The organism is Streptomyces sp. NBC_00250 (genome assembly GCF_036192275.1).
Lineage (GTDB): Bacteria > Actinomycetota > Actinomycetes > Streptomycetales > Streptomycetaceae > Streptomyces.
On the sequence record NZ_CP108088.1, the window covers coordinates 74,822 to 99,141 of the forward strand.

At 69.2% G+C, this 24,320-nt stretch carries 23 protein-coding genes; 11 read left to right on the forward strand and 12 right to left on the reverse strand.

The genetic code is table 11. The annotated features are described in order from the left end of the window. Positions 1-240: 240 nt before the first annotated feature. Positions 241-426 (reverse strand): hypothetical protein, encoded by a 186-nt coding sequence (locus OG259_RS00345; RefSeq protein ID WP_328940298.1) that lies wholly within the window; start codon positions 424-426, stop codon positions 241-243. A gap of 362 nt (positions 427-788) precedes the next feature. Beyond that, positions 789-1,199 carry a hypothetical protein gene (locus OG259_RS00350; protein ID WP_328940299.1) on the reverse strand — a complete coding sequence of 137 codons (411 nt, stop codon included), beginning with the start codon at positions 1,197-1,199 and terminating at the stop codon, positions 789-791. A gap of 407 nt (positions 1,200-1,606) precedes the next feature. Between OG259_RS00350 and OG259_RS00355 the strand changes: the two genes are divergently transcribed. The 5 genes from OG259_RS00355 to OG259_RS00375 all read left to right on the forward strand — a co-directional run bounded on the left by OG259_RS00355 (position 1,607) and on the right by OG259_RS00375 (position 6,758). Further along, entirely contained in the window at positions 1,607-2,830 is a 1,224-nt protein-coding gene (locus tag OG259_RS00355; RefSeq protein WP_328940300.1) for an MFS transporter, read from the forward strand. Positions 2,831-2,936: 106 nt separating this feature from the next. Continuing rightward, the gene (locus OG259_RS00360; protein ID WP_328940301.1) at positions 2,937-4,760 is read left to right on the forward strand and encodes a protein kinase domain-containing protein; all 1,824 of its coding nucleotides are present in this window, start codon (positions 2,937-2,939) and stop codon (positions 4,758-4,760) included. Between the two features lie 576 nt (positions 4,761-5,336). Further along, on the forward strand, positions 5,337-5,615 hold the full coding sequence (locus OG259_RS00365) for a DUF6959 family protein (protein WP_328940302.1): 279 nt from the start codon (positions 5,337-5,339) through the stop codon (positions 5,613-5,615). 157 nt (positions 5,616-5,772) lie between these two features. Beyond that, complete coding sequence (locus OG259_RS00370) at positions 5,773-6,135, forward strand: transposase (protein ID WP_328940303.1); 363 nt, start codon at positions 5,773-5,775, stop codon at positions 6,133-6,135. Between the two features lie 107 nt (positions 6,136-6,242). Next, positions 6,243-6,758 carry a DUF2716 domain-containing protein gene (locus OG259_RS00375; RefSeq protein WP_328946952.1) on the forward strand — a complete coding sequence of 172 codons (516 nt, stop codon included), beginning with the start codon at positions 6,243-6,245 and terminating at the stop codon, positions 6,756-6,758. Positions 6,759-6,771: 13 nt separating this feature from the next. On the opposite strand, the gene OG259_RS00380 is transcribed toward OG259_RS00375, so the two are convergent. Next, positions 6,772-7,383: a transposase gene (locus tag OG259_RS00380; RefSeq protein WP_328940304.1), complete on the reverse strand. Its 612-nt coding sequence runs from the start codon at positions 7,381-7,383 to the stop codon at positions 6,772-6,774. After that, on the reverse strand, positions 7,358-8,029 hold the full coding sequence (locus tag OG259_RS00385; RefSeq protein ID WP_328940305.1) for a GntR family transcriptional regulator: 672 nt from the start codon (positions 8,027-8,029) through the stop codon (positions 7,358-7,360). The genes OG259_RS00380 and OG259_RS00385 overlap by 26 nt, the downstream gene beginning before the upstream one ends. Before the next feature lie 315 nt (positions 8,030-8,344). Between OG259_RS00385 and OG259_RS00390 the strand changes: the two genes are divergently transcribed. Both OG259_RS00390 and OG259_RS00395 read left to right on the forward strand, forming a co-directional pair. After that, positions 8,345-8,767, forward strand: coding sequence for a VOC family protein (locus OG259_RS00390; RefSeq protein WP_328940306.1), 423 nt, complete (start codon positions 8,345-8,347; stop codon positions 8,765-8,767). 11 nt (positions 8,768-8,778) lie between these two features. Further along, positions 8,779-9,525, forward strand: a complete 747-nt coding sequence (locus tag OG259_RS00395) for an SDR family NAD(P)-dependent oxidoreductase (RefSeq protein ID WP_328940307.1) — start codon at positions 8,779-8,781, stop codon at positions 9,523-9,525. 361 nt (positions 9,526-9,886) lie between these two features. Here the strand turns inward: OG259_RS00395 and OG259_RS00400 are convergent, their stop codons facing one another. The 5 genes from OG259_RS00400 to OG259_RS41680 all read right to left on the reverse strand — a co-directional run bounded on the left by OG259_RS00400 (position 9,887) and on the right by OG259_RS41680 (position 16,133). After that, a complete protein-coding gene (locus OG259_RS00400) occupies positions 9,887-10,348 on the reverse strand; it encodes a DoxX family protein (RefSeq protein ID WP_328940308.1) in 462 nt (153 codons plus the stop codon). Between the two features lie 82 nt (positions 10,349-10,430). Next, positions 10,431-10,865, reverse strand: a complete 435-nt coding sequence (locus OG259_RS00405; protein WP_328940309.1) for a YdeI/OmpD-associated family protein — start codon at positions 10,863-10,865, stop codon at positions 10,431-10,433. A 113-nt stretch (positions 10,866-10,978) separates the two neighbouring features. After that, the gene (locus OG259_RS00410) at positions 10,979-11,644 is read right to left on the reverse strand and encodes a glyoxalase (RefSeq protein WP_328940310.1); all 666 of its coding nucleotides are present in this window, start codon (positions 11,642-11,644) and stop codon (positions 10,979-10,981) included. A 394-nt stretch (positions 11,645-12,038) separates the two neighbouring features. Then, positions 12,039-13,796: a CASTOR/POLLUX-related putative ion channel gene (locus OG259_RS00415; protein WP_328940311.1), complete on the reverse strand. Its 1,758-nt coding sequence runs from the start codon at positions 13,794-13,796 to the stop codon at positions 12,039-12,041. Between the two features lie 480 nt (positions 13,797-14,276). After that, complete coding sequence (locus OG259_RS41680) at positions 14,277-16,133, reverse strand: SpoIIE family protein phosphatase (RefSeq protein WP_443051893.1); 1,857 nt, start codon at positions 16,131-16,133, stop codon at positions 14,277-14,279. An 831-nt stretch (positions 16,134-16,964) separates the two neighbouring features. Between OG259_RS41680 and OG259_RS00430 the strand changes: the two genes are divergently transcribed. Both OG259_RS00430 and OG259_RS00435 read left to right on the forward strand, forming a co-directional pair. Further along, positions 16,965-19,043: an RICIN domain-containing protein gene (locus OG259_RS00430; protein WP_328940312.1), complete on the forward strand. Its 2,079-nt coding sequence runs from the start codon at positions 16,965-16,967 to the stop codon at positions 19,041-19,043. 169 nt (positions 19,044-19,212) lie between these two features. Then, on the forward strand, positions 19,213-19,848 hold the full coding sequence (locus OG259_RS00435) for a hypothetical protein (RefSeq protein WP_328940313.1): 636 nt from the start codon (positions 19,213-19,215) through the stop codon (positions 19,846-19,848). Between the two features lie 36 nt (positions 19,849-19,884). Here OG259_RS00435 and OG259_RS00440 read toward each other — a convergent pair whose 3' ends face one another. Next, a complete protein-coding gene (locus OG259_RS00440) occupies positions 19,885-20,775 on the reverse strand; it encodes an arginase family protein (protein ID WP_328940314.1) in 891 nt (296 codons plus the stop codon). A gap of 177 nt (positions 20,776-20,952) precedes the next feature. Between OG259_RS00440 and OG259_RS00445 the strand changes: the two genes are divergently transcribed. Beyond that, positions 20,953-22,071, forward strand: coding sequence for a hypothetical protein (locus tag OG259_RS00445; protein ID WP_328940315.1), 1,119 nt, complete (start codon positions 20,953-20,955; stop codon positions 22,069-22,071). A 155-nt stretch (positions 22,072-22,226) separates the two neighbouring features. Here the strand turns inward: OG259_RS00445 and OG259_RS00450 are convergent, their stop codons facing one another. Further along, on the reverse strand, positions 22,227-23,108 hold the full coding sequence (locus OG259_RS00450) for a hypothetical protein (protein WP_328940316.1): 882 nt from the start codon (positions 23,106-23,108) through the stop codon (positions 22,227-22,229). After that, on the reverse strand, positions 23,105-23,497 hold the full coding sequence (locus OG259_RS00455; protein WP_328940317.1) for a hypothetical protein: 393 nt from the start codon (positions 23,495-23,497) through the stop codon (positions 23,105-23,107). The genes OG259_RS00450 and OG259_RS00455 overlap by 4 nt, the downstream gene beginning before the upstream one ends. A gap of 356 nt (positions 23,498-23,853) precedes the next feature. Between OG259_RS00455 and OG259_RS00460 the strand changes: the two genes are divergently transcribed. Next, on the forward strand, positions 23,854-24,138 hold the full coding sequence (locus tag OG259_RS00460) for a hypothetical protein (RefSeq protein WP_328940318.1): 285 nt from the start codon (positions 23,854-23,856) through the stop codon (positions 24,136-24,138). Positions 24,139-24,320: the final 182 nt, after the last annotated feature.

Below are 24,320 nucleotides of genomic sequence, written 5' to 3' on the forward strand. Positions count from 1 at the left end.
CACGAGGCGGTCACGCTCTCCGCGTCGAGAACACCGCGCGAACGGCTCGCGCCAGATCGTGCGGAGCCGCACGGCACGGCGGGCGATCTCCGATGAACCGGTACGGGGTATGGGTCCGCCACCCCGGCGTTCCAGGGCGAAGCACGGCGACGGGCACGTCCCCGGCCCGTCAGCGCGCAGGGGTGCTGCGCGTCGGCCCAGGTGGCCGACGCGCCGCCCCCGTCGTCCTCTTCGCGCCGGTCAGCGGATGCGGAGGTCCCGGCGGAGGGCGTCCAGGCTCTTGGCGATCGCCGGGAGCACCGTGGTACTCAGCAGGGCCAGTTCGGTCTCGGCCCTGATCGCCCGTTCGCGTGCCCGTAAGCGGGCTCGCTCGGCCAGGTGGTTCTCCACGAAGGTCCCGAGCGGCCCCACCACTGCCAGCGACATGCCGACGACGTAGACCGCGCACTTGTCGTGTCGTCGGTCCTGCCGAAGCCCTCTCCGTGGGTCCCTACGGCCACCAGCCCCGCACCGGTGAGCACAGATATGGAGAAGAAGACCTTGCGCCTGTACGTCCACCCACGCGCCGAACCTCCCCGTGCTCGCCCCGCCCGTCCCCAGCGGGCCGATCATCGCCCACACAACGGCCTCCGACAGCCGAACAGTTCCAGTGCGCGGCGATGCGAGGACGGGTCGGCCTCACCGGCGTACGGTCGGCACCGCGCCCGCTCCACATGCATGTGGGTCGACGGCAGACGGGATGGGAGTTGAGGCCGAGTGGTGGGTTGTTGAAGTAGGTCAGCTGACCGTCACTCCGGTCGAACGCCGCCCGGCTCTCCTGGCGGTGCAACAACGATCTGGTTCTCGTCCTCGTAGATGATTCTGCCCGGGTTCGAAGACTCCAGGCGACAGCACTCCACACCATGCGCGGCAAGAAGGCCCAAGTATCCGTCAACACGTTTGATGAGGTCGACGGCGGACGATTTGAACCAAGCCACGGCCCCTGGATGCACCTCAGGGTTGTATACATCTGGGTCAACGTCAGTCGGATTGGTGTAGTTGCTGTCGTACCAGTCGTTATTCGACCTCCAAAACCGGTGCTGATCCTCGGTCAGCTTGCCCCGTGCCGCAAGTTCGTTTGCGAGCACGAAGACGCCCGGAAAGTGTCCTCGCGGGTGCCTCACTGTTCCCTGAAACCGGACGTACAAGACTTGGTCCACGAGTGCCCCTTTACGTAGATCTGCACTGCCAACGACGAATCCTAGAGGCCGCCCCCGGTGCCCCTCACGCATCCGAGCCATCGGGAATCCTCAGGGGATGAGTGACGGCGACCCCAGGCGAGCGTCCAACTGCTCGACAACGCCGACGAACAATGGCGGACGAGCGCGGACGACTGCGAACCGTCAAGTCCGAGCCCGTTCAGTTCAACTCGGCAGCTCCATCGTGTGATTTCCTCGCGCACATGTACGGCAACGCTGCCGACCATCCGGACCGGGTGCGCCGATACCCCTCGGACGTGTCCGACGCGGAAGTCGTTGTTGACGTCGCAAACCTGCCAGAAGGTGGCTCCTATTCCTGCTGAAATAGTTCTCACACTTCATGTGATGCCCAACACAGGACGGGATTCATGTCCACAGCAACCACCACTTCCATCAGCTCGCCTTCATTACCGTCTCGATCACCATTGGTCTCGTGGCTGGCAGTGATTTCGGTGATGTTGGGGATCTTCTCGATCGTCACCACCGAAATCCTGCCGATCGGCCTTTTGACCTCGATTGTCTCGACTTTCACCATCTCCGATGGAATGGCTGGTCTGATGATGACCATGCCTGGTTTTCTGGCCGCGGTCTCGGCGCCAGTGGTAACTGTCACCACGGGGCGCATCGATCGTCGGCTCATGCTGGGTGCTTTTGTTCTGTTGCTGGCATTGGCGAATTTCCTGGCCGCGGTTGCGCCGAGCTACTGGCTGGTCCTTGTCTCGCGTGTATTGGTCGGCATCGCCATCGGTGGTTTCTGGTCCATCGGCGCGGGGCTGGCCAGTCGGCTGGTTCCTGCCGAATCGGTGGGCCGGGCAACCGCCGTGATCTTCTCCGCGGTGCCTCTCGGGTCCGTGCTCGGAGTCCCGCTGGGTACGTTCATCGGAGACGTCGCGGGGTGGCGTACCGCATTTCTGATCATGGGGATCCTGACTCTCTGCGTCTTCGTCATGCTGCTCCTGGTGGTCCCGCCGCTGCCGGCCGAAGAGCCGACTCGTCTGAGTGCGCTCACGGGCATGCTCAGGAGTGTCAGTACTCGGTTTGCCTTGGTGATGACGTTCCTTGTGGTGCTCGCCCACTTCGGTGCCTACACCTATGTCACTCCGTTCCTGGAGCAGGTGACTCATGTCAGCGCCGGGCTCATCACGGTCTATCTGCTCGTGTACGGAGCTGCAGGAATTGCCGGGAACTTCCTGGGCGGATCGGCTGTGGCCCGGTATCCGAGGGGCACCTTCGCAGCAGCCGCCTTGATGATCGCCGGTGCGACCGTGCTGCTCCCTGTGCTCGGCAAGGATGATCTCGGCGCCGCGGCCCTGCTGGTTCTGTGGGGCGTTGCCTACGGGGCCGTGCCTGTCTGCGCGCAGACCTGGTTCACCAAGGCCTCACCCGATTCGCCCGAAGCCTCTTCCGTGCTCTTCACCGCCTCGTTCCAGGCCACCATTTCCATTGGGGCGCTGGTCGGAGGTGTCGTGGTTGACCACTCCTCCCCATCCATGGTCATGACGCTCGCTGGCACGGCCGCTGCGCTGATGGCGCTGGTCGCCTGGTCCCACTACGCCCGGAAGATCCCGTGGCCTGACCCGACCAAGCCGTAACAAGCCGTATTTCAAAAGGTCTGCGAGGCGTCATGCACCGGTGATGGTTGTTGAGCCTTGGCTAGTCTTGATCGACCGAAGTGGCCTTCCAGGGGAGCTAGTTGTCGTGCAGCCTTTGCAGGAACAGGACCCCGACCGGGTCGCCGACTACCGGCTCCTCGGTCGGCTCGGGGAAGGCGGCATGGGGGTCGTCTACCTGGCCCGGTCCCCGCGGGGCCGGGTGGTGGCGGTGAAGACCATCCGCGCCGAGCTGGCGGCGGCACCGGACTTCCGGCGCCGGTTCGCCAAGGAGACGGCCGTGGCGCAGCAGGTCGGCGGGGACTGGACGGCCGCCGTGCTGGCGGCCGACCCGGAGGCGGCACTGCCCTGGGTCGCCACGACGTACGTCGCCGGTCCGACACTGCAACAGGTGGTGGCGGAGCAGTACGGGCCGCTGCCCGAGCATTCGGTGCGTGGTCTGGCCTCGGGACTGTGCCGGGCTCTGGGTGACATTCATGCCGCCGGTCTCGTCCACCGTGATCTGAAGCCGTCGAACGTCATGGTGACCATCGACGGGCCGAAGGTCATCGACTTCGGCATCGCCCGTGCCTTGAATTCCACCACTGGCGGCCTGACCAGTACGGGGGTGGTGATCGGGTCGCCCGGCTTCATGTCGCCGGAGCAGATCCGCGGTGAGCGGCTTACCGAGGCGAGCGACACCTTCTCGCTGGGCACGGTGCTGGCCTTCGCCGCCTCAGGGCGGCTCCCGTTCGATGTGGCGGAGGGCCAGGCTCACGCCCTGATGTACCGGGTGGTGCACGAGGCACCGGACCTCGCCGGTGTGCCCGAGCCGCTGCGGGAGCTGATCGCGGCCTGCCTGGCCAAGGACCCGGCGGATCGACCACCTCTGGCCGAGCTGCGGGAACGGCAGGAGACGCAGTACCGCTCGCTCGGACCCTGGTTGCCGCTGGAGGTACTGACCCGGCTCGGACAGGAAGCCGTCCAACTCCTCGACCAGGAGGATCCGCACACCCGGATGGGTCCGGTCGCCGACGTCGCTCTCGACGTGGGCCTTGCCGACGCGGCGACATCGGAGGGCCCGGCTCAGTCGTTGCACCCGCCCACCGCAGTCGGCCAGGCGCGGGAAGCGGACCGGCCCGATAGAACTGGGCATGTGGAGGAGCCGCAGCCGCTGTTGGCCGACGAGCGCCGCCGTGCACGCCGGAGGACGGAAACGGCCGACGGGTACCGGGCCGCCGTCTACTGGCTGCTCGGGCTGTCGGCCCTGGTCTCGGGACTCACGGCCGTCCATCAGTTCGTCGTCCTCGCTACCGTCCAAGGGCGCAGGCAGGAGGACGAGCTCTACCCGGACTGGGGCAATGCCTGGGCAGGCGTCGCCGACGTGACGGCCTGGTACAGCGGGCCGTTCCACGTCCTGTTCGCCGCCCAGCTCCTCTTCGCCGCAGGGCTGGTGGTGATCTGGGTTCTCTGGTTCGCCCGGGTGCGTGCCGTCGCCGAGCGGTTCACACCCGGCCGGCTGCGCTACCACCCGTCCATGGCAGTGGTGGGATGGTTCATCCCCGTCGCGAATCTCTTCCTTCCCAAGCAGATTGCAAACGACGTCTGGCACGCCTCCAGCCCACCCGGTCGGAGCGACGGCACAGCTCCGGCTTCTCGTCTCCTGCAAGGCTGGTGGGCCGTATGCCTGGTCACCGTCGTGGCCGGGCCGCTCGTGTTGACTCCGTGGACCGCCTTCCTCGATCGCGAGTTCATCACCGTCGCAGCCCCGCCAGGAGAGACCTGGGGCTACACGAACTACTACGAGTACGCGTTCGACCCGGAAACCTGGCTCATCCTGGTCCTGCACGTGTTGGCCGTACCGGCAGCGGTCGTCGCCGCCAGGTACGTCCGCCAACTCACTGCCATGCAGGCGGCCAAAGACCGGAACTGACGCGACCAACACCGGGCTACAGCCCGGCCCGTCGTACGCGCGGCCGTGCGGCTTCGTGTGCGGACACCGGGTGATGTCGACCGGCCCGGTGGGGTGGGCGGTGGACGCGGTGGTGGAGGCCGGACCCCTCGCGGTGGCGAGCAGGCGGCGTGCCTCCTCCACGGTCTGGACGACGATGGCCAGTTGCTCCGAGGTGGAGTCAGCCCGTGAGAGGCGGTCGCCGTAGCTGCCGAGGCTACGCTGCCCCGCGGTTACCAGGGCGGGCAGCGGGGTGCGGTTCACGCCCCGCTCACCGCCTCGATGTGCTCGGCGTACTGGCAGTCAGGACAGCGGTCAGTCGGCTGGTGGGCTCGGTTCTACCGGCCGCACCCGCACATCCGTAGCGGAGCCCGGGGGCCTGGGCGGTGATCTTGAACAGCTGCCTGCCCGTGTGCGATTCTGCGGCACCCCGGCCCTCGTTGCCGACGGCAACCGACTGAGGAACGACGAGCAGCACTGGCCGATTCCACGGCTGTGACCGCGCTTCCGTGATGACTACGGCTGGATGAGGTCTGGCGTCTGCTGTTGGATGGCCCGATGGAACTCATTGAGGCTGAGCTGTTCACGGATCCAGGCAGCGACGCGGTTGTCCGTCTGCCCCCACGCCATTTCCCCGGGGTTCTGATCCAGGGTGACTCACTTTCGATCATCCGCGGCGACGTTGCGGAGATCGTGGAGGCTTGCGCCCAGGGCGATGTCGATGACGCCCACGAGGCTGCCACCATCCTCCTGGCCAACTTTGATGAACTGCTGGCCCGCTACGAGAGCGCGTTGGAAGCTCACGGCATTGAGCGGCCCTACGGACCGCGCGCGTAGAGAGGCTCGCATACCGGATCGTTTCGTCGCGGCACAACTTCTCTATGGGGTTGCGCGGACGTCCTGTTTGCGGGGATCGAGCGGGTGCATGTCGCGGGCCACTGCCATACCCGCGCCGGCGCCGATTCCGAGCCCTCGCGCGATCACGTCCTGGATCATGCGTCGTCGTGAGTCGTTGAGCGAAGTCGATGAGGTCCGGCTCAACGACGTCTGCCTGGCCTGCCCGGACATCGCCCGCGCCCGCGAGATCGCGCAGCGGTACACCGCCCTGGTCCGCGACCGCACGGGCCACCTGTTGCCCGACTGGATGAGCGAGGTGGAGCGTGACGCACCTCTGCCGATCGGCGGATTCGCCCGGTTCATGAAGCTCGACATCGACGCCGTCACCGCGGGCCTGACCTTGCAGTACAGCTCCGGCGTCGTAGAAGGCCACGTCAACCGGATCAAGACGATCAAGAGGCAGATGTACGGTCGAGCCTCGTTCCGCGTGCTGAGAGCCCGAATCCTCATCCAGCCGTAGTCATCACGGAAGCGCGGTCACAGCCGATTCCACGGCTGTGACCGGAGTTCCGTGAATGGCTGCTCGCGAGCTGACCAAAGAGGGCTGGTCGGTAGGATCTGCGGGTGATGAAGAAGCCTGTGGTCCAACTTTCGGAAGCGGAGTACCGCAGCGTCTGGGACCGTTTCTACGCGGAGTTCGCCTTTCGGCCCGGCATGAACCCGGCCACATGGCCGGCGATCAAGGAGCCGCTCGACTCCGTCACCTGGAGCCTGGCCTCGTTGGACGACGACCCTGAATATGAGCGGCTGGACCGGCTCGTCAAGGTCGTCGAGCAGGGCCTTACAGCCTGCGTACCTCCACAAGGCACGCTGTTCGCACTGGACTGGCAACACGCCTCGTTCCGCTTCTCGCCTCATCTCGTTCGCGGCTCCGAACAGGAGCAGTGGCCCCTGAGCCCGTACCCCGATGGCGACTACTACATCTACCTGTCAGAGGACTTCCTGACCGGCAGCTTCGGTCACCCCTGGGAGGGGTCACTGTGCCTGTTCGGTCAGGGTCTCCTTGATGTCGCATCTGCGAAGATCGATGACATCCTGGGCTCTCCGATCCGCAGGTCTGGCCAGCATTCTCATCACGCATAGCGCGTCGATGGACTCAGGAAAGCGTGAGAATCCGGGTCCGAAGAAGCGTGAACGAAGCTCGGCCGCACATGGCCCGCTCGATCGTCTTGACCCTGTTGACGTGGCCTTCGACGACGCATGAGCTCCAGCGCAGGCTGAGTCCCGCAGTGACGGCGTCGAGGTCTTGGCGGAGGAAGCCTGCGAAGCCGCTGATTGGCTTCGGTGCGTCTCGCTCGGCCTGGCGGATCCACTCGGTTAGCAGGAGGCCGCGGCGGTGGCGGAGGAGTTCGGCGAAGGCTCGGGCAAGGCCGCAGGCACGGGCGATGTCGGGGCAAGCGATGCGTACTTCGAGCAGGCGGCGGTCGAGTTCGGGCGGGAGTGTGTCCTGCGGTCGCATGATCCAGCCGGTGATCTTGCGAGGGCTGGGGATGTCGGCGCGGACGGGTTCGGCGTTGCCGGCGCGAAGGGCGGCGAGGTGTTTGCGGACGACCTGGCGACTACCTCGGTAGCCGCGCTCCTGGATCTCCAGGAAGAGGTGGCTACCGCTGGCCTCACCGAGACTCTCGGCGAACCGGGTGTTGAGGTACGGCTTGCCATTCGGCTGCCGAGTACCCAGCCCGTCACTCCATGGCGGCCAGGAGTGCACGGCGTGCGATGTCCACGTGCTCCTGAACGTATTCGGCCAAGGCCGGCTCATCGTCGCCGCGCAGGAGGTCGGCAATCCTCCGGTGTTCTTCGACGACGCGTGCACGGTAGTCGGTTGCGGCGTCAGCGATGCGGCAGAGGTGGAAGAGGCGAATCTGAGACCGGATGGTGTGCCACGCGGCTGTGAGGCGGGCGTTGTCGGCCATGCGGTAGATCTGGTCGTGGAAGGCGAGGTCTGCTGCCGCCAGGTCGCTGTCGCTCGCGCCGCCGCGGGCCTTCTCCTCCATTCCCTCGATGAGACTGTCCAGCTCGTCGAGGCCGGCTTCGGTGGCTTCCCGACGTGCGGTGATCGCTGCGAGGCGATCGAGTGCCGCGCGCAGGTCGTAGACCTCTTGCACGTCTTGAGGGTTGACATCGATGACAGTGGTGCTGCGGTGCCAGCCGCTGCGGACCAAGCCTTCCTTCTCCAACTGGGCAAGACCGTCACGGACGGAACCGCGACTGATGCCTAGCTCCTCGGCAAGACCGACCTCCCGCAACTGCGCACCAGGAGGGAAGCGGCCCGCGAAAATGGCATCGCGCACCAGGTCGGCTGCCTCGTCGGCAAGTCCCCGTCGTATGGCTTTGGGCAGCACGGAGGCACTCATGTCCCAATGTTGACATTTGGGGATCGCGCGCGGCAAGCCTGGCGCGGGGGCCGCCTCCAGTGTCTCGGCGACCACTCGACGACGTCAATGTCGAATGTTGACATTCATCTGCCGGGGTTCCACGCTTGAGGTGCTCGGGCGCTGCGAACCCGGGGAGAGAACGGCTCCTCGCTTGTCTCCCCTACGGGACTCGCGGCAGGGCGGATCGTGCCAAGCCAGATCGCCACGAGAGGCGCGGGCCGCTCGATTCGTGCCATGCGGCCCCGCAACGCCTCGGCCCGCTGCCAGCGCTTCCGCGAGAAAGGGATACCCGCCGTGACCGATCGTCCTGCCGTCCATCTTGCAGTTCCTGTCGACGACCTGGCCGCCGCCCGCACCTTCTACGGGCAGATCCTGGGTCTGTCCGAAGGCCGTTCGACCGACCACTGGATCGACTGGGACTTCGACGGACATCAGCTCGTGACACACCTGGCTGCTCGGCCGTCGATCCCAGCCGGGCTCAGCTCTGTGGAGCAGCACTCGGTTCCCGTGCCCCACTTCGGCCTGCTGCTGTCCCATGGCCGATTCCGTGACCTGGCCGACAGGCTGCGTGCTGCAGGGGTCGTCTTCGATATCGAGCCCTATCTGCGCTATGCCGGAGAGCCGGCGGAGCAGTGGACGATGTTTCTACGTGACCCTGCAGGCAACGCCCTGGAATTCAAGGCGTTCACCAACGAGTCGGCGGTGTTCGCGCTGTGAGGGGCGTCCTGGTGACCGGGGCCTCGCGAGGCATCGGCCGCGCCGTGGCATTGGCGTTCGCGGCGGCGGGCGATCGTGTGGCCGTGCAATATGCCAGCCGCCGCGAAGACGCCGAGGAGACCCTGCGCCTGCTTCCCGGCAGCGGCCACGTTCTCATTCGCAGCGACTTGAGCGAGGCCGGCGCAGCCGAGCAGGTAGTGGATGAGGCGGTGTCCGGACTGGGCCGGGTAGACGTCCTGGTGAACAATGCCGCCGTGGCGCCGTCGCTCACCACCCACCACCCTGTCGATACGGTCTCTCTCGACGCATGGCGCACGGTGTGGCGCCAGATGATCGACGTCAACCTCCTGGCTGCCGCAGATCTGACGTGGGCAGTGGCCCGGCACCTGATCGACCGTGGGAACGCCGGTCACGTAGTGAACATCGGCTCACGGGGGGCCTTCCGGGGCGAACCGGAGTACCCCGCCTACGGAGCGAGCAAGGCTGCGTTGCATGCGTTCGGGCAGTCGATGGCTGTCGCCCTGGCCCCGTACAAGATCAGCGTCACCGCTGTGGCGCCGGGCTTCGTCGCCACCGAGCGCCAGAGCCCCAAGCTGGCGGGTCCCCAGGGGGACGGACTGCGTAGCGAGAGCCCCTTCGGCCGGGTCGGCACCCCCGAGGAGATCGCCAGCGCCGTGCACTACCTCGCCTCACCGGGAGCGACATGGGCCTCGGGGACGATCCTCGACCTCAACGGCGCCTCCCACCTGCGTACCTGACACCGGCCGACCCGGGAGAAGACTGCCGCGTGACCTCGACCGACCTGACCGCAACGGCCATACGCGCCACGCGGAGAGAGGCCCGGCACCCCACGTTGGATATCTGTCCGGGAGCCCAGCTCATGGCACGAGTACTGGGCGCAGCCGCCGTCCCTGGCCAGGCCGCGGAAATCGGCTACGCGCCTGTGACTCTCACTCTCGACGGCAAGACATCCGCCCTGTGTCACCTGGAAGGTGTAGACGTCCTGCACTGGCACAACGACCGCTTCTCCACGTCGGCGGCAGAACGGGGCATCGATCGCCTTGGGGCGATACTCGCCCTTCACCCGCGCAAGCGGTTCGGGAAGCCGGCCGGTGCAGGTCAAGAACCGGCTTCGAGGTGCCGCGCCCTTGTCGTTTCGTGGGATCGACGTGGTGCTTGGGCTGCCGGCGCGGCAGGAGCACGCAGGAGGTCTCGCCAGTCGGCGGGCCAATTGGCCAGCGCGAGGATGCCCATGATGACGAGGTGGGTCGGTGCGGCCCAGCTTTCCGCCGCCGGGTCGTGGTTGACGATGTGGGTGGTGGCCGCGCCGGTGAGCACGAACATCAGCGTCGTGGCACCCAGGAAGCGTGCTCGCCTGTCGGGGATGACCAGCAGGACCGCTGCGGCACCTTCCAGGGCGCCGACCACGAAGCGCATCCAGGCCGGGTAACCCCAATCGACGAACTTCGCGGAGTACGCCGAGCTGAATACCGTGTCGCCCGGCCAGTACTTGGTCGCGGCGCCCAGCGCGAACTCACAGGCCATGAGCCAGTACAGACCGGTCATGAGGCGTTTCGACATGCGTGTCCCTTCAGGGGGAAGTGGGCAGAGTCAGGTCTCCGCACGGCGATGGCAGTGCCGCCGGAGTCTTTGCTTTCGGGGGTCAGCCCCGCAGGGTGGCGATGGCCTTCTCGATGCGCCGCCGGCGCGTCTCGGGCTTCTTCGCGCTCTCGATGGCGCGCACATGTTCGCGCTTGTGGCTGTACGCAAGGTTGTCGTACGCGGCACGGGCGAGGGGGTCGTCGTCCAGGGCGCGGGTGAAGTCCTCCGGCTCGACAACGACGCGCGGCTCGGCGTCGAGCTCCACTTCGACCTCGACCTCGTCGCCGGTCGCGACACCCGCGGCCTGCCGATTGGCACGGCTGAGGCCGAGCAGGTGGCGGCCTCGCAGGAGGGCGACCCTGCTCTTCCAGGAATGCCCGTTGACTGTGATCGTCACCGGAGGCCGTGGGCCCCCGCCGAGCGCTGCTACCACCTCGGAGGGAACTTCCAGGCCCCGCATGGGCTCAGGGGGCTCGACGTAGGCCGAAAACTTCATGATCTTGCTCCTGTTGTTCCGACGGCTCGCCCCTGGTGCCTGGCATCCGGGCCAGGGCTCGGATGTCACATCGGCGCGTGTTCGCCGGTCGATCGGCAGGGATGGGCCGGAGGTCAGGACGGCGTGGGGGCGATCGACGCGGCAGCCTCCCAGGCGAACCCGTCCAGGTCCGTGAGGGCGTCGGCGGTGCCGCCCAGGACGATGCGGTGCGAGCCGGAACCGTCAGCCGGGACGCCGAGGTCCTTGGCAAGGGCGCGGCGCTTGTACAGCGCCAGCTTGACGGGGCTGGACTCGGCGGGGGCGAACTCGGCGTACTTGCCACCGAAGCTCTTGGCCACGCTCAGGCCCCGGCCGGCGTAGAACTGCTTGGTGGCCTTCACGTCCTCGACGCCGAGCAGCAGGACGACCTCGTCGATCTCGCGGATGGCGGGGCCCGTGTCCTTCTTCTCCGAGGTCGCGATCTTCCAGATCGTCCCGTCCGGGGCCTGTACGACGCCGCCGTAGCCCCACAGCGACTTCGCAGCGGGCTTCAGGACCGTGGCGCCGGCCTCCAGGGCGGCGCCGACGAAGTGGTCGACCGTGGCCGGCCCGGACACCGTGAGTGCCAGGGTGAAGCCACGGAATCCGGTGGAGTGCGCGTCGGACGCCCGCAGGCGTATGTGGGTGTCCACGCCGAAGGCACTGTAGAAGCGGCGGGCGGCGTCGAGGTCGGCCACCTCAAGGGTGACGTACGCGAGGGACGTGTGGGCTGCGGTGGAAGTGGTGGTTGCCATGACCATCACGCTAGGGGCCGGGCAGCAGCCGGAGCTTCTCGATTTCTGACCGGTCGGTCGACGCCCCCCTGGTCCGGGTCACCGCGCGTGCCGACGCCCACGGGCAACCCGTCCCCCGAAGAACGTCACCGCGACGGAATCGACTGCGTGGCGCTCCACCACGTCGGCCGGGCGAGCGTCACGGGCGAACGTCACGGGCGGCCGCACCACCCTCTGCGCGGCGGAGGTCGGATCACCGCTCACGGCCACCGACTTCCGCCTTCCGCCTTCCGCCTTCCGCCTTCCGCCTTCCGCTGGACAGCCTCGTCGTGGAGGACGCCCGAGTCCTCCACGACGTCACCCCCGTGTCGGTGGCCGTCCCGACGCCGTCTTGAGCGCCGCCGCGCCTTTCCGTGCCGTCTCAGGGAAAGACCCGTGTGTCGGCCGGCCTGGCAGGGCCCTCCTGGGGCTGGAGGGTTCCGGACGTGGTGACGACGATCAGGGTGTCCTCGTGCGACCAACGGCGCGTTCCGGTCTTCGGCGGGTTGAGGAGCGGGATCCGGGAGTCGCCGGAGAGGTAGCCGAGGGCGGTGGCGCCCTGCCGTCCGGCCGCCTCGACGAGCGTGGCGAAGGGCGCCTCGGTCCCGGCGGGGACGTAGTCGGTGGCGGGGCGGAGGCGAACCGCGTTGCCCGCCGGGGAGAAGAGCTCGTCGAAGGCGCCCGCGAGTTCAACGGTCTGCGAGACCTGGGCCATGAGCAGGCCGACGAGCCGTCCGCCGACCACGAGGTCCGTGTGCGGGCCGGTCGGGGCGAGGGGGCAGTGCCGGGCGTCCGTCAGTTCGGCGACGGTCGGGCTCCGCAGGTCCGACTCTCGCTCGGCGGCGCGGAGCCGGAGGAGGGTGACGAGGGTGTGCTCGTCGGGGTCGGGGTGGCCGTCGGGGCCGCCGAGGACGAGGACGCGGCGGGCCGGGTCGGGCGCAGGGAGGGCCGTCTCACGGACCGCCTCCCAGCCGTTGCGGGCGAGGCCGTCGACGATCTCCGGGCCGCGCCGGTTCCACCCGAGGACGAGGACGCGGCGGGGGGCTGTGTGGATGTCGGCCGCTTCCGCTGCCTTCACGTACGAGGTCGGCTGGAGGGGTGTTGCCGGGGGCGCGGTCCAGGTCGGTGGGGTCTCGTCCTCCGCCAGGACGACGACGGCGTCGCCGGGGCCGAGGGCTGTCTGCGGCGACGGGTTGATGAGCGGCGAGCCGTCCGGGCGTACGAGGCCCACCACACACGCGTCCGCGCAGGCCGCCCGCAGGTCGGCGAAGGTCCGGCCGTCGAGCCCGGGGACTCGGTGGACGTGCAGCTCGGCACCGGCGAAGTCGAGCAGGTCCTCCAGGACGCGCGACAGTCCGGGTTCGAGGACGCACTGGACGAGGGTCCGGGCCGCGATGCCGTCGACGTCGAGGACGACCGCGCCGGGCCCGGCGGCGAGCCGAGCGGTAGCGACGTTCCGGGTCTGCCGGACCGCCGCCACGACACGTACCGGGCTGGCGTCGCCGACCACGGCCCGCAGCGCGAGCAGCGTCTTGACGACCTGGGTGTCGGCCTCGGGGGTGTCCGGCGGCAGCACCACGACCGCCCCGGCGGCAGCCGGGCTGACACGGGCGAGAGCCGCCGGGTCGGCAGGGCGGCCCCGGCGGCAGAGCAGCCGGACGCGTCGGCCGCCGACGGCGGTGAGAACCGCCCGCAACTCCCGCTCCATGTCGAGCTTGTCACGGTCGGCGAGGACCACGACCGCACTGTTCCGCCGCTGGGCATGAGCGGCGAGCAGCTCGGCGACGAGCGTCGGGGTCTGCTCGGACCAACCGAGGACCAGTGAGTGGCCGCGCTCCACGACCGTCGACTGTCCCCGCTGAAGCTCGGTCAGCCGGTCGGTGATCGCGGTGGTGACGAGGCCGACGAGGGTGGAGACGTAGAGCAGGGAGACGAGAGCCAGCAGGACGGAGAGGACCATCCGCAGCGGCGGGCCGACCTCGCCGCCGAGCCGGAGGGTCTGGCCGACGGTCCGCCAGACGGTCGCCACCTTGCCCTGGACGGTGTCGGGCGAGCGGCTGTCGGTCCAGACGAGGAGGGCGCTCGCCGGTGCCACCACGGCCAGGCAGGCCAGCGCGAGCCAGCCCGCGACCGTGGTCATGCCCTTCACCACGGTCCGGTCCACCCAGTACCGCGTCCGGTCCCTCAGCGAAGGCGCGGGCCGGTGTCGGGGCGAGCCGGGGGTAGGCGGGGCCGGGACGGCCGCGGTACGGGACGGCCGCTGGGGTGGGACCGTGAAATCGAGCTCCTTGCGCACGTCAGCAGGGTGACGGCGGCACCGGGGCGAAACGCCGTCGACGGGCGCCGTTCATCCTTTCGGGCAGGCGGCCGGGAGTCAGACGTTCGACCCGCGGGCGCCGTTGTCGGGGCACTGGTGGCGGGCGGTCGTGGCAGTTGCACCCCGACTCGCCCTACCGACGCCGTGCGCCGCATCGTCGTCGCCCACCCCTGTGGAGGCCGCACGGGGACGCCGACCCGGCTGCGGGTTGCGGACTCAGGCTTCAGGCTTCGAGTTGCGGGCTTCGGGCTTCGGGCTTCGGGACTGCATCACCGCGAGCCGCCGACACGCGCGGCCTTGCCGTCAGGGCAACTGCTGTTCGGTCCAGATGATCTTCCCGGTCTCGGTGTACCGCGTCCCCCAGCGCTGGGCGATCTGCCCGACCAGGAACAGACCCCGCCCGCCCTCATCCGTGTCCGCGGCCACCCTCACTCGCGGCGAGGTGCTGCTGGTGTCGGCGACCTGGCAGATCAGCGTCCGCCCGTACACCAGACGCACGCCGATCGGACTGCCACCGTGCCGGATGGCGTTGGTGACCAGTTCACTGAGGATCAGCTCCGTACCGAGGACCAGTTCCTCCAGACCCCAGCGGCGCAGTTGGGCCGTGGCGGCGGCCCGGCCGGCGGCCACCGCCGCAGGGTCGGGCGGGACGTTCCACTCGGCGATCCTGTCGCCGGGCAACGCGCGGGTACGCGCGACCAGCAGGGCGATGTCGTCGGCCGAATCCGCCGGAAGCATCCCTCTGAGCACGGCCTGGCAGGTCTCCTCCGGACTGCGCCCGGGGTGCGACAGGATCGTGCGCAGCCGCTCCAGGCCCACGTCGATGTCGTGGGTCCGTGACTCCACCAACCCGTCGGTGTAGAAGACCAGCTGACTGCCCTCGGGGACGTCGAACTCGACCGTGGTGAAGGGCAGCCCGCGCAACCCCAGAGGCGGTCCGACCGGCGTTTCGGGGATGTCCGTGGTGCCGTCGGGGCTCACCAGCATGGCCGGCAGGTGCCCGGCGCGGGCAAGCTGGCAGCGGCAGGTGACCGGGTCGTAGATCGCGTAGAGGCAGGTGGCGCCGACGACAGCGTCCTCTCGGCCGCCGGCCGTCTGCTCATCGTCGATGCGGGCAACGACCTCGTCGAGGTGGGTGAGGAGTTCGTCGGGCGGCAGATCGAGCATGGCGAGGTTGTTCACGGCGGTACGCAGTCGTCCCATGGTGGCTGCGGCGTGCAGGCCGTGTCCGACGACGTCACCGACCACGAGTGCGACGCGGGCTCCGGACAGTGGGATCACGTCGAACCAGTCTCCGCCCACCCCCGAATGTGCGGGAAGGTACCGGTGGGCGGCCTCGACGGCGTCCTGTGCCGGTAGCCCGCGCGGCAGCAGGCTCTGCTGGAGAGTCACCGCGAGCGGATGGCCGCCGCTGATGGCGGCCGCGAGCTGCTCTTGGCTGGTGTACCGGGATTCGAACTCGCCTCCGTTGCAGCCCAGCCGGAGCACGGCGATGCGATCAGCGACTGCTTGAACGTCGTCGAGGTTGTGGCTGACCATGATCACCGCGTGCCCCTGGTCCCGCAGTCGGCCGATCAGGTCGAGCATGCGCGAGGTCTGTCCCACGGTGAGTGTGGCGGTCGGCTCGTCGAGGACGACCAGCTGAGGCCTGCCCAGCATCGCCCGTGCGATGGCGACCGTTTGACGTTGGCCCAGGGTGAGAGCCTTCACGGGGGTTCGGATACCGGGAAGGCTGATGGCGAGTCGTTCGAACAGCGCGATGGACCGCTTCTCTATCTCGATCTGCCGCAGAACCCCGAACCTGCGCAGCTCGCGGCCGAGGTAGAGGTTGGCGACCACGTCCAAGCGGTCGACCAGCGACGGGTCTTGGTAGACGGTGGCGATGCCGAGCCGTTGGGCATCGGCGGGCCGGCGTAGCTCGACGGGGACGCCCTGCCACTCGATAGTCCCGCCATCCGGCGGGACCACTCCGGAAAGCGCCTTGACCAGTGTGCTCTTGCCGGCTCCGCTGTCACCCACCAGACCGAGCACCTGCCCCCGGTCCACCTGGAGATCGACCGAGTCGAGAGCGACGACCCCGCCGAAGTGCTTGGTGATCCCCCGCAGGGACAAGAGCGGCCCCCTGGGCAACTCCCCCACCTCCGCCCTCTCCACAGCCATCAGACGGCACCCGGTCGGCCGCCCGACCGGGCCAGCCTTTCGAGGAACCTGCAGCAAGGGTTGTCCACCCCGGCGCCTGCCCGGTGAACAGTGGTGACGGGACACGCGAGAACGCCCCGTTCGGCGGCACGTTCCTTCCCACTCGTCCCACTGTCCAGGGACGTCCTCGCTGTGCCGGTCGCCCGTCCGGGCTCATCACGCCGCTCCCGCCGGGGCGGTCATGTGCAAACGCCTCCACGTGCGGCGGTGAAGGCGTCGAGGTGTGCCAGGTGCCCGGCCGCCTTGGGGACGACCCTGGGCGAAGCGGTCGGACATTGCGGAGGAGGGTCCTGCCGTCTCCGTCGCGGGCGTCGGATCGTGGCGGCGCCAGCCTGCGGGCGCGTCACGTCGATGGCTTCGTCGCCGGCCGTGCCGGGCCAGGAGCCGGGCAGGATCGAAAGCCGCGTGGGCCAGGTGATCACAGGTGGTGATCGAAGGGATTCGCGAGGTGAGAAATTAGGTGAATCCTTCACTGAATTCGCGTCAATAGCCACCAGCGTTCTATTTCAATTACATAACGGGGCCGCCGGAAAGGCCTGGACCAAGCCTCCCCAGTAAAGCCAACTACCCTTATTCTAAAGTTAATTGAGTGTTCATCAGATACGGAAGCGTAGGTAACGGAATGGATTCTTTGAGTGCTCTCCCCTTTGTCCGAATTCTTCACCGGGAGGTTCTGACAGGCTTCCGCGCACCCAGTCTTCTGACCAAAGAGTTGAGGTGTGCATGCCTAGACATAGGAAGCCGAAGGAGAGTCAGGCACGCGGGGCACGGCCCCGCAGACCCTTCATAGGCGTGACCGCCGCGATGGCCATCGCGGCGGTCATAGCCGGGGGGATCGCCTACGGGGCGGGACGCGCGGACTCGGGCAAGGCTCCGCTCGCCCGCCTCGAGACCCCCGCCACCGACATCGCGGAGGTCGCCGAGACCGCCGTCCCCGCCGCTGCGCCGGCCAGGAGCGTGGAGCCCGAGCCGATCCAGAAGAAGCCGACCAACGAGCCGGCCAAGGGCATGGTGTACGACGGGCTCAAGGTGGCCCCCGAGGGAGACCGCTGCGCGGGCGTCTACGCCACAGCCACCGGTTTGTGCACCCACGGCCCCGACGCGCCACCCAAGGGCGTCGACATCAAGAAGGACACTCCCCCCGCGGTCAAGTCCGTGACCCCTGCGGCCGATCCCGCCAAACCGGCCGCGACGCAGCCCGCGCCCCGGAAGAGCCAGGGACCCTCGCGGGACACGCCCGCCGTCGACGCGCAGGCCCCGCGCACCACGGCCGCCGCCGCGTCGCCGAGCCCCTCCACCGCCGCCGCTCCGGCCGCCACCGGGACCACCACGACCGCCGCGGGGCCCGCCGGGCAGACCGTCCAGTGCGACAGCGACGGCAGCTCCGGCAACCGAGTCCAGGTCGTGTACGTCCACGGCCCGGGACGCGACCGGTATTCCGAGTACCTCGCCTCCTTCCGCAAGTGGGCCGCCGACGCCGACCTCATCTACTCGGTCAGCGCCGAGGAGACCGGCGGCGTCCGCCACATCCGGTACGTGACGGCCGCGGACTGCACGCCCACGGTCCTCAACATCGAACTCACCGATTCCGCACTGTCCGAGTTCAGCGCCACCAACCGCGCGCTCGCCGCCAAGGGCCTCGACCGACGCGACCGCAAGTACATGATCTTCGCCGAAGCACAGGTGTACTGCGGTATCGGCACCTTCGCCGGGGACGAGCGGCCGGGCCAGTCCAACCAGAGCAACTTCGGCCCCTCGTACGGGCGTACGGACAGCGGCTGCTGGGGCGGGCACACCGCGGCCCACGAACTCGGCCACAACCTGGGCGCGGTCAACAACAGCGCGCCCAACACCAGCCGGGGTGCGCACTGTACGGACGAGTGGGACGTGATGTGCTACTCGGACAGCCCGTACTACCCGCAGATGCGTAACGTCTGCACCAACCGGGCCTCCGAGAACATCCTCGACTGCAATCACGACGACTACTTCCACACCAGCCCGCGGGCCGGCAGCTATCTCGCCACGCACTGGAACATCGCCGACAACCAGTTCCTCATGCGGACCAAGGGCGGCGGCACCGGACCGGACCCCACACCGAACCCCACACCCAGCCCGACATCCACCCCCACCCCCACCCGCACGCCGACGCCCACGCCGACGCCGACCGGGCCGAGGCCCGGCACCGGGCCGGACGTGACGGTCGGCCAGATCCAGGCGGACTCCGTCGTGGTGAGCTGGCCGCGGGTCAGCGGAGCGTCCTGGTACCAGGTGCTCCTCGACGGCAGGCACCTGACCTGGGTGCAGGGCACCGCACTGCGGATCTACAACCTGCGGCCGGGCACCTCGCACACCGCCGCCGTCTCCGTCCGCGACGGCCAGGGCCGTGACAGCGGACCGGGCCGGGCGACGAGCTTCCGTACCGCCGGGGCGGGCGGCACCACCACCCCCGGCACCCGCTATCTGCTCTCCAACGGCAGCACCGGGCTGAGCGCCCAGCTGTGGGGCGGCCGGAGCGCCGACGGCACGGTCCTGGTCGGTGCTCAGAGCAACGGGTACGAACAGCAGCAGTGGTACTTCGACGACGCGGGAAGTGGTCTCGTGCGCGTCCGGTCGGCGGCCTCCGCCAAGTGCCTGCAGCCCGGCGGCACGCCGGCCCCCGGCATGTGGGTGGCCCAGCAGCCCTGTGCCGCCGGTTCCTCCGCACAGCAGTGGCGGATGACCGTCGCGAACGGCGCGGTCACGCTCACCGACCGGAGCGGGTCCTACGCCCTGACCGTCAGCAGCCGCCCGTACTACGGGTCCTGGCTGCTCGACCTCCAGCGCGTGGACGGACGGCAGGCGCAGATCTGGACAGCCCGCCGGGCCGGCTGAGTCGGCCCGAAGGTCGCATCCGCGTCGCACGTCGGGCGGGCCGCCGATCGGCGGCCCGCCCTCGCGGGCCCCCGCGCGTCGCGGGCTCCACGCCTCGTCAGCCCCAGCCGCGCAGGCCCACGCCCCGCAAGCCCACGCCTTCCCTCAAGCACCGGACCGGAGCACCGCCATGCACACCGCCACCCGACCCGCACGCGTCGTCACCGCAGCGCTCGGCCTCGGCCTCGGCCTCGCCGTACCGCAGCCCGCCGCCGCGCACGGCGACAACCTGGACGTGGTCATCACCGGTCACCGGGACGGCCACGTCCTGACCAAGGTGACCTGGGAGAACGACGGCGACGCCGTCGACGAGCAGGTCGCCGCGCTGGTCAGTGCGGTCAGCGCGGACGGCCGCCGTACGGCGGGCCCTTGGAAACTCGTCCGCGGCGCCCGCCCGACCGACTGGACCACGACCGAGGCCCTACCGACCGGCATCTGGAAGGTCACGGTGGCGGCCGGACAGCCCGCGCTGGGGCACGCAGAGCGGCAGTTGACGGTTGCCGCGGTCGCGTCGTCGGCCGGTGCCTCGACGGTTCCGGGCGGGACCGCAGCCACCCCGACCGAAACGCCTGCAGGGATGCCGGAGACATCGTCGGCTCCGGAGGCTTCCCGGTCCCCGTCGACGTCTCGCTCCGCGGCCGAAGTCGAAGACGAAGACGAAGAGACCTGGGGTCCGTGGCTGACCACGGTCGGGCTCGCAGTCGCCTCTTCGGCCGGAGCCGCCGCCGGGATCTGGATACGACGCAGGCGGGGAGGGCGGCGCTGACGGCGTCAGGGCCGCCGCGCCATGCTCGAAAGAGCGCTAGACCGGCGGGCCCTCGACCGCCAGGGCCCGCCGGAGGCATTCGGTCAGGCGGTCGGCGATCGTCCCGCCGGGGTCGAGCCGCGGGTTGAAGATCGTGACGTCGAAGCCGACAGCACGCTCGTGGCCCAGGGCCGTCCTCAGTACGTCCTCCAGTTCGGCCCAGCTCAGCCCGCCGGGCTGTCGGTAGTCGACCGCGGGCATGATCGCGTCGTCCAGGACGTCGACGTCCAGGTGGACCCAGTAGCCGTCCCGCTCGGCGATCCGGGTGACGGCGCCGCGCGCGGCCGCGCCCACGCCGGCCGCGCGCACGTCGTCGAGGGCGAGGGCGTACAGCCCCGGCGGGAGCGGCCGGCTCCCCGCCGCGGCGGACTCCTCGGCGTCACGGAACCCGAACGCGACGACGTCCTCGTCCCGCACCAGCGGTCCCCGGCCCTCCAGATCGGCGAGCTGCCGGGGGCCGCGCCCGGTGGCCAGGGCGAGTTCCATCGACGCGACCTCGCCGGCGGGCTCGGCGGACGGCTGGTAGAAGTCCGTGTGTCCGTCGAGGAACAGCAGCCCGTACCGCCCCCTGCGCCGCAGAGCGAGCAGGTTCCCGAGCAGAATGCTGCAGTCGCCGCCCAGGACGACGGGAAAGCGCCCCGAGTCGAGGACTTCGCCGACGACGTCCGCCAGCTCTGCCGAGTACCGCGCGATGCCATCCGGGTTGAGCACCCCGGTCTCGACGTCCCGCGCCGGGTCGTACGCGGGCGGTTCGACCCGCGCGACCCGAGCCACTCCACCGAGCACGGCCTCCGGCAGCTCCTGGACCCCGGACGGCCGCAACCCGAGCACGGACGGCGCCTCGACGACGGCGAGGCCACGCTCGCCGGGCAGCGTGGGCAGCGTCATACGTCCATGGTGTCCCCATCCGGCAGACCGTGCGCGCGTGCGTGAGATTCGCCTGCTCAGCGCGTTGCCGGGGCCTTAGCATTCCCGGATGCGAAGCATCGAGGCCCTGATACCGCAGGCCGGATTCGACGACACCACAGGCCTCGGGAGGTCGGCGCGGAGGAACTTGCCCGCTACGTGGCCGACCCCGGGCACCCGTGGTGGCGCCGCAGGCCGTGCGTGATCGCGCTGACCGGCCGGGTCCCCGAGCGGTACGTCCCCGGGCTGATCGCGTGCGTCCAGGACCCCGGGGACACCCCCGAGGTGCGCCGAGCCCTCCTCGACCTGCTCGCCGACCGGACTGAGCTGCTGCCCTGGCTGCGGCACGAGGACCGCGCGTCCGACACCTTGTACGGCATGGGCGCGGCCTTCCTGAAGACGCGGGGTCTGCTCGGCGACCGCTCGGCCGCGCGCGAACTGGCGACCCTCGCCGCCTCGCCGGGGCGGAGAGACCGCGACGCGGGCGATGCCGGTCTGGACGGTCTCGTGGACCGGTACGGAGCGGACGCGATCCTGGCCCAACTCGGCGAGGAGCGCCCCGAGGACCGGGAGTTCCGCGTATGGATGCGGTACCGCGCCGACGAGGACGTGACCTACGCGCTCGCAGACCCTGATCGGCGGGTCGCGTACGCCGCGCAGTCGCTCGCGACCGACGCGGACCGTCTGCGCGCCTACCTCGACGAAGCGCCGACGACGGAGGCGCAGGTCTGGGCGGCGTACGCGCTGTACCGCCTCACCGAGGACAGGGCCGAGGCCCAGGCGGTCTACGAACGCCTGGGACACCCCAGGGTCGAGGTCGAGGGCCTGGACGAGGAACTCCGCCGTGCGATCGTGCACGAGTACGGTCTCGGCTGTCAGCGCGCGAGCGACCCTCGGTGGCGCATCGAGGCCGTGTGCGCCGAGCCGCCCGCCCGCCCCGACGTGGAGGACCTGCTCCGCCGGGCGACGGCCGCCCTCGCGGTGGCCGGCCTGGAGCCGAAGCCCCCGGTCTCCTGCGGCGAGGACAACCAGCAGGGGGACGGGACGTACTACGTGATCGAGGTCGGCGGGGACCGGCTGCTGATCAGCACCCTCGGCCCGTTCGCGACCGCCGAGGAGGACGCTCCCGACGCCGCCTGCCGTGCGCTCGAATCGGCGGGCTTCGGCTGGATCGACGGGGAGACGGGCGCGATCCGGGTCACGGACCTGTGTGTCTACCACTTCGGCGGACGGAACCCCCTCACGGTCGACACGCTGCTCTTCTACTGGCAGGACTAGTACTGCAACGGTCTTCGCCGTGGCGGTTGGGCAGGTGAGTCGTGGGTCTGTCCGTTGGTGGGGTATTGGTTGATGCCCGGTCGTGGGCGGGTGAGCATGGCCGTGTCGACGGGGACGTACACGCCACTGGCTGATCGGTGAGTACCCCAGGCCCTTCAGTCCACCAGCCGGGGCCGCGTGCCGGGGGTCAGTGCGATCCAGGTGGCCGCGCTCTCCCGGATCACGTAGATCTCGTCCACCTGCGCGTCCCAGTCGCGCGTCACCACGAAGTAGCGGCCGTCGTGTTCTGCGAGTAGACGCAGATTCGAGTACCGGTAAGGGTGCAGGTGGTCGTTCGAGAACTTCTCCACCTTCACCGAAGCCGTCGGCAAGCTCAGTGGTTTGGTGCTGAGCACCAGGACTCCCGTCCAGCTGGTGACGGCCGCTGCGTGTGCCTGAGCGTCCTGCCTGCCCTGCTGCCAGGCAATGTTGGTCACCGTCCAGAAGAGGAAGATGCCGGCGGCGAAAACCGGCACGGCCTGGCGGCGGAAACCTTGAGGGCGTTGTCCCTCGGCATCCCGGCACTGGCTCAGTAGGAGCCCGACGGCGATGGTCAGCGGTCCGGCCCAGCCGTACGGCTGGATCTCGTGCCAGAGCGCGAGCAGCACGATCCCGGTGACCACGACGAGCGGGTACCAACGCGCTGCGGCGGCCTCGATCCGCGTCGCGCGACGGGGTCGGCGGCTCCACGGGACGCAGGCAAGCAGGACCACGCACCCGGCCGCCACCATGATGTCCAGGTTCAGCAGATTCAGGCTCTCCAACGCGACCTGGCTGAATCCCAGGTTCATCGATCCCCAGTGGAGATTGAAGTAGTCGTAGTACGTGCTGGTGTAGATCGCGCCGATATAGAACATCAGTGCGGCGATGAATGTCCCCTGGGCGACGACCAATTTGACGAGGGCGGACGGGCTGTCGAGATCGCCCACGATCTGGCGCCGAGGTTTCTCGGCGCCGGGCGGGTCCTGCTCCGTCCCGTGCGCGTAAGGCTCGCTCACGTGGCGTCGGGAGCCGGCGGTAGGGGAAGCTCGGGGTTCCCCGGTGAGTTCTCCTCAGGCGTCGGCGCGACGGGCGACCTGCTCGGCTCGAAGGGCGGGTCAGTCGTTTCGTCCTCGGTCTCCGTCGGCGGGAGAGGCGCGGGAGGGACATAGCCCTCAGACGGCGCGTTCGTCGGCTCCTGCCTCTCCTCGGCCGGTGGAGCGTCTGTGTCTTCGGCCGGTGGAGCGTCCGTGTCCTCGGTCGGTGGAGCGTCCGTGTCCTCGGTCGGCGCGGTCGTGGTCGCCGGGTCCGGGTCATCGGGATCGCAGGCGGTGAGCACTGACATGCCGACCAGCATCAGCAGAGCGAGCACCGCGGCGCGCGCGCCGCAGACGATCCGGTACCGCATCCAACCTCCTTGGTCGCCAGCGAGCGTATGGGCCGATCTGGCGGAGGTCCGGGACCCACGCCTGCGGGTCCCGGACCTCCGCCCGATCGGACGTCCCGCCGGTCTCCCACCAGGCCGGACGACAGCTCAGCAGACGTTCCGGCCTTCGACCGCGAAGACGCCCACGCCTCGCCGCTGGGAAACGCCTGGGCCACGACGCCACGACAGTCGCTTTCAGCTGACCCGGACGGGGTACCCCGGTTCGCTTCGCCGTGCGCCTATACAGGTCACCTCCGGACATCTCCTGAGCGAGAAACGCTCCGTGGGGGTATGTCGTTTCGCGCAAGGTGCCCCTGTGATCCATGAGGAGATCGGCCATGTACGCAGTGATTCGACGTTACGAGGGAGTGGTCGACTCTGCCGAGGCAGGACGACGAGTCGACGAGGGTTTCGTGCCTCTCCTGCGCCGAGTCCCCGGTTTCGTGGCCTACTACTGGGTGGACGCCGGGGACGGGGTGATGGTCTCCACCAGCGTCTTCGAAGACCGATCCGGGGCCGAGGAGTCGATCAGGCAGGCGGCGGATTTCGTCAGGGACAACCTCGCGCCGCTGCTCCCCAACGGTCCTCAGGTCACCGCCGGCCCGGTTGTGGCTGCTGGGTAGCGACCCGCGAAGTGGGTCGCGTCGCTGAGCTCAAGACGACCACAGCTGTGTGAGCCTGACCGCTCGCTTGCGGCTCTCCCTCTGGTGTCCCGCGCTGTGGGAGACCTGCTGCTCACCCACCCCGTCCCTCCGACGGGGGGGAGAGAAGGCCCTCCAACAGGTCGCCGACATGTTCGGCGTGC

Bases quoted from the DNA above. Each gene is read 5' to 3' on its own strand.
- OG259_RS00455 (WP_328940317.1), bottom strand. From the start codon at position 23,497: ATGCGGTACCGGATCGTCTGCGGCGCGCGCGCCGCGGTGCTCGCTCTG.
- OG259_RS00405 (WP_328940309.1), bottom strand. From the start codon at position 10,865: ATGAAGTTTTCGGCCTACGTCGAGCCCCCTGAGCCCATGCGGGGCCTG.
- OG259_RS00355 (WP_328940300.1), top strand. From the start codon at position 1,607: ATGTCCACAGCAACCACCACTTCCATCAGCTCGCCTTCATTACCGTCT.
- OG259_RS00370 (WP_328940303.1), top strand. From the start codon at position 5,773: ATGCGTCGTCGTGAGTCGTTGAGCGAAGTCGATGAGGTCCGGCTCAAC.
- OG259_RS00440 (WP_328940314.1), bottom strand. From the start codon at position 20,775: ATGACGCTGCCCACGCTGCCCGGCGAGCGTGGCCTCGCCGTCGTCGAG.
- OG259_RS00435 (WP_328940313.1), top strand. From the start codon at position 19,213: ATGCACACCGCCACCCGACCCGCACGCGTCGTCACCGCAGCGCTCGGC.
- OG259_RS00415 (WP_328940311.1), bottom strand. From the start codon at position 13,796: ATGACCACGGTCGCGGGCTGGCTCGCGCTGGCCTGCCTGGCCGTGGTG.
- OG259_RS00385 (WP_328940305.1), bottom strand. From the start codon at position 8,029: ATGAGTGCCTCCGTGCTGCCCAAAGCCATACGACGGGGACTTGCCGAC.
- OG259_RS41680 (WP_443051893.1), bottom strand. From the start codon at position 16,133: ATGGCTGTGGAGAGGGCGGAGGTGGGGGAGTTGCCCAGGGGGCCGCTC.
- OG259_RS00345 (WP_328940298.1), bottom strand. From the start codon at position 426: ATGTCGCTGGCAGTGGTGGGGCCGCTCGGGACCTTCGTGGAGAACCAC.
- OG259_RS00365 (WP_328940302.1), top strand. From the start codon at position 5,337: ATGGAACTCATTGAGGCTGAGCTGTTCACGGATCCAGGCAGCGACGCG.
- OG259_RS00400 (WP_328940308.1), bottom strand. From the start codon at position 10,348: ATGTCGAAACGCCTCATGACCGGTCTGTACTGGCTCATGGCCTGTGAG.
- OG259_RS00375 (WP_328946952.1), top strand. From the start codon at position 6,243: ATGAAGAAGCCTGTGGTCCAACTTTCGGAAGCGGAGTACCGCAGCGTC.
- OG259_RS00410 (WP_328940310.1), bottom strand. From the start codon at position 11,644: ATGGTCATGGCAACCACCACTTCCACCGCAGCCCACACGTCCCTCGCG.
- OG259_RS00460 (WP_328940318.1), top strand. From the start codon at position 23,854: ATGTACGCAGTGATTCGACGTTACGAGGGAGTGGTCGACTCTGCCGAG.